Consider the following 2,720-nt stretch of genomic DNA (forward strand, 5'->3'; position numbering starts at 1 on the left):
GTGTGGGTGGAAACATGGTTAAAAGAAAAACTGAAAAGCACACAGAGCTTACGGATGCAGAAAAAGAAATGCTGCAAGAGATAATTGTTACCTACCAAAGTGTGAAAATGATGTCTCGCTTTATGAAGTGGATAGCACTTATAATCTTTTTATTTATTCTTGAATTTGCACGCCTCATGGATGCGTTAGACAATATTTTCACGCATCTAAAGCAGTGGATAACGAAAAATTGAAAATGAACGTTTAAAAAAGCTTTTTACATTACGCGATAATTTTGTATTTCATATTACTAAAACTGCATCTATATCATAAATTTAAATGCATAGTAAAAAAACATCCATTTATATTACACAAAAGTGTTAAAAAGTTGTGTCACAATGTGAGAGCAGATTTATATTCACGAACTCTTTTCTTATGTGATGAAACAGAGGCATCTCTCTTTCTTTCTCCTTCGCCAACTGTAACTAAGCTTTTATTGAATCTTTCAAAGATAGTTTCACCTTTTTTATTAACTTTTTCATTTATAGCACTTGGGTTTGATTTTATATATTCGTTGAGACGTCCCCTTCCTTGCGTATGTTTGTAAAGAGTAACGGGAAGATACTGATCTAATTTATGAGAGGGCAAAGGCGTATCAGGTTCACATAATACGCCTTTAACATTATCTTCGTGCATTTTTTGTAATCGATCAGATTCAGTATGAAGTTTCTTAGCAAGAGCCAAACAAAATATTCCACACTCAGAAGTACTTCGTTGAATATCCATCTCCGCCATGGAAAAATAGCAATTAGGTAATTCGTGAGATTTAACAGCCGTTAGTGTTCTTATTGCTAGCCCTGTTTGTTGTGGACCATTGAATGTTGTAGGTTCAAGAAGTACGAAGGAGTGTTGTTCGTTAAGAGCTCTATAATCAATGACAGCAAAATGAGTTCCTCTATCCTTCATGAAAGTTATAAATCTAGCAGATTGAGTTCCATCCTCGATTGTTTTTTTCATGAGGAGAGCAAGGTTTTCAGAGCTATCTGCTAATTTAAGATTCATTTCCGAATATTTGTTGTTTGCTTTCTCTACTAAGATAGGCATCATTTTAATATCCGTGTCTACATAATAAGCATGTAGCCAACTACCATCGGTAATATCTTTCTCTAAATTTGTAATAATGTCTTGTAATCTTTCAGGGCTGAATACTGTCTCTTCTTCTGAAGAAATGTCTTGTTCTGAATTTGCATAGGCACCTTCCATATGGAGAGCGTCCAGTAAGTCGCTTAGCTCGTTTGCAGCATGTTCTTCTTGCGGTTGTGAAGAAGCAGGGGGGGCAGCTTGAGAGTCATGAGGTTTCATAGTATTAATCTCCATGTTAGTAATCGATGCTGGATATCATCAGCCTACATTTTGGTAAATTAATGTCTTATGCAATTGCGAAATATGTAAGATTTTGATTATATTTATTTTATGAGCAGCCATGAGGAGTTTCAGCGTCTCTCTCAGCAAGACGTCACTACATTTTATACATTTGGCTCTTTAAAGAACACTGCTGCTAAGGAACTTATCATCACAAATTATGATCTTTAACAGAAGAGAATAATCCTCTTCGAGGGAGCTTTGGAGCCCCTTTTAAAAAGACCTTTTGAAAGCCTTTTTAAAAATAAATCGGTACAAGAGTCTAGTGATTACAATAAAAAAAATTCAAAGAATCGATGACGAAATTTGGCAAAAAAGATGCTCTTGATAAAGGCACGTTCGAAAATCTTATTCCCTCACCTTTATTTATGTATCCCTCACTTTAAAAAATGCAAATAAAATCAATAAGTTATGCGCAATAAAAAGAAGTCTGGTGGGCGTGACAGGGATTGAACCTGTGACCCCTACGATGTCAACGTAGTGCTCTCCCGCTGAGCTACACGCCCACTCGATGATGCTGTCATACAACACATAGAATTACAAAGGTCAATGCTTAATTTAATTTTCTATCTGTTAAATATAAATAATTTGAACAATACCTTTTTTTAAGCAGCGATAAGTATTTTCTCAACCTCATTAACTAATTCACGCAAGTGAAATGGCTTAGAGAGCACTTTTGCATCAGGAGGAGCATCACTATTTGAGTTTAATGCAACTGCTGCAAAGCCTGTAATGAACATCACTCGTAAGTCAGGATCAATTTCAGTAGCACGTCGTGCTAATTCAATTCCATCCATTTCTGGCATCACAATATCGGTAAGGAGGAGAGAAAATGGCTCTTCTTGTAAACGTTCATATGCGCTAGCACCATTATCAAAATCAGTAACTTCGTAGCCTGCACGTTCTAAAGCTTTCGCTAAAAAGCGACGCATATCATTATCATCTTCTGCGAGCAAGATTCGTTTCATGACTATGTTCCAATTGCTCCATTTGTAGAGTATTTTGCCACATTGATTTATACAATATAGAGTACTTATAAAAAAAGCGATAAAATACTCATAATTGAAATGAATGGCAAAATGGTTAATTCTTGCGAATTTTTTGAAGATACAGAATATTAGTTTTTAGTTGGTTAAATTCGAACTGTATGTGATGTTAAAAGAGGAGATCGGTATAATTATTTTTGAAGTTTGTTAATTGTGAATTGTGTTTCTTTTTAATTTTTTTCATTTTTGATTACAGCTATAAAAATTTTATAAGAATACTCATTTTAGAGGTTAGAAATGTAAAAAACAATTATATCATTGTATTAATTCTGT

General features: G+C 34.4%; 3 protein-coding genes and 1 tRNA gene. 1 reads left to right on the forward strand and 3 read right to left on the reverse strand.

Going from position 1 to position 2,720, the window contains the following annotated elements; translation table 11 throughout:
• Positions 1 to 14 precede the first annotated feature (14 nt).
• On the forward strand, positions 15 to 233 hold the full coding sequence (locus tag ACMFKV_RS07075; protein ID WP_413154912.1) for a hypothetical protein: 219 nt from the start codon (positions 15 to 17) through the stop codon (positions 231 to 233).
• Between the two features lie 139 nt (positions 234 to 372).
• Here ACMFKV_RS07075 and ACMFKV_RS07080 read toward each other — a convergent pair whose 3' ends face one another.
• The 3 genes from ACMFKV_RS07080 to cpdR form a co-directional block, all read right to left on the reverse strand.
• Positions 373 to 1,341, reverse strand: a complete 969-nt coding sequence (locus ACMFKV_RS07080) for a YopJ/AvrA family T3SS effector serine/threonine acetyltransferase (protein WP_413154911.1) — start codon at positions 1,339 to 1,341, stop codon at positions 373 to 375.
• Positions 1,342 to 1,832: 491 nt separating this feature from the next.
• Positions 1,833 to 1,907: transfer RNA gene (locus tag ACMFKV_RS07085), tRNA-Val, on the reverse strand.
• 99 nt (positions 1,908 to 2,006) lie between these two features.
• Positions 2,007 to 2,369 carry a cell cycle two-component system response regulator CpdR gene (gene cpdR, locus ACMFKV_RS07090; RefSeq protein ID WP_336288444.1) on the reverse strand — a complete coding sequence of 121 codons (363 nt, stop codon included), beginning with the start codon at positions 2,367 to 2,369 and terminating at the stop codon, positions 2,007 to 2,009.
• Between the last annotated feature and the right edge of the window lie 351 nt (positions 2,370 to 2,720).

The sequence above is a fragment of the Bartonella propinqua genome (assembly GCF_047263965.1).
Taxonomy (GTDB): domain Bacteria; phylum Pseudomonadota; class Alphaproteobacteria; order Rhizobiales; family Rhizobiaceae; genus Bartonella.

Bases quoted from the DNA above. Each gene is read 5' to 3' on its own strand.
- cpdR (WP_336288444.1), bottom strand. From the start codon at position 2,369: ATGAAACGAATCTTGCTCGCAGAAGATGATAATGATATGCGTCGCTTT.
- ACMFKV_RS07080 (WP_413154911.1), bottom strand. From the start codon at position 1,341: ATGAAACCTCATGACTCTCAAGCTGCCCCCCCTGCTTCTTCACAACCG.
- ACMFKV_RS07075 (WP_413154912.1), top strand. From the start codon at position 15: ATGGTTAAAAGAAAAACTGAAAAGCACACAGAGCTTACGGATGCAGAA.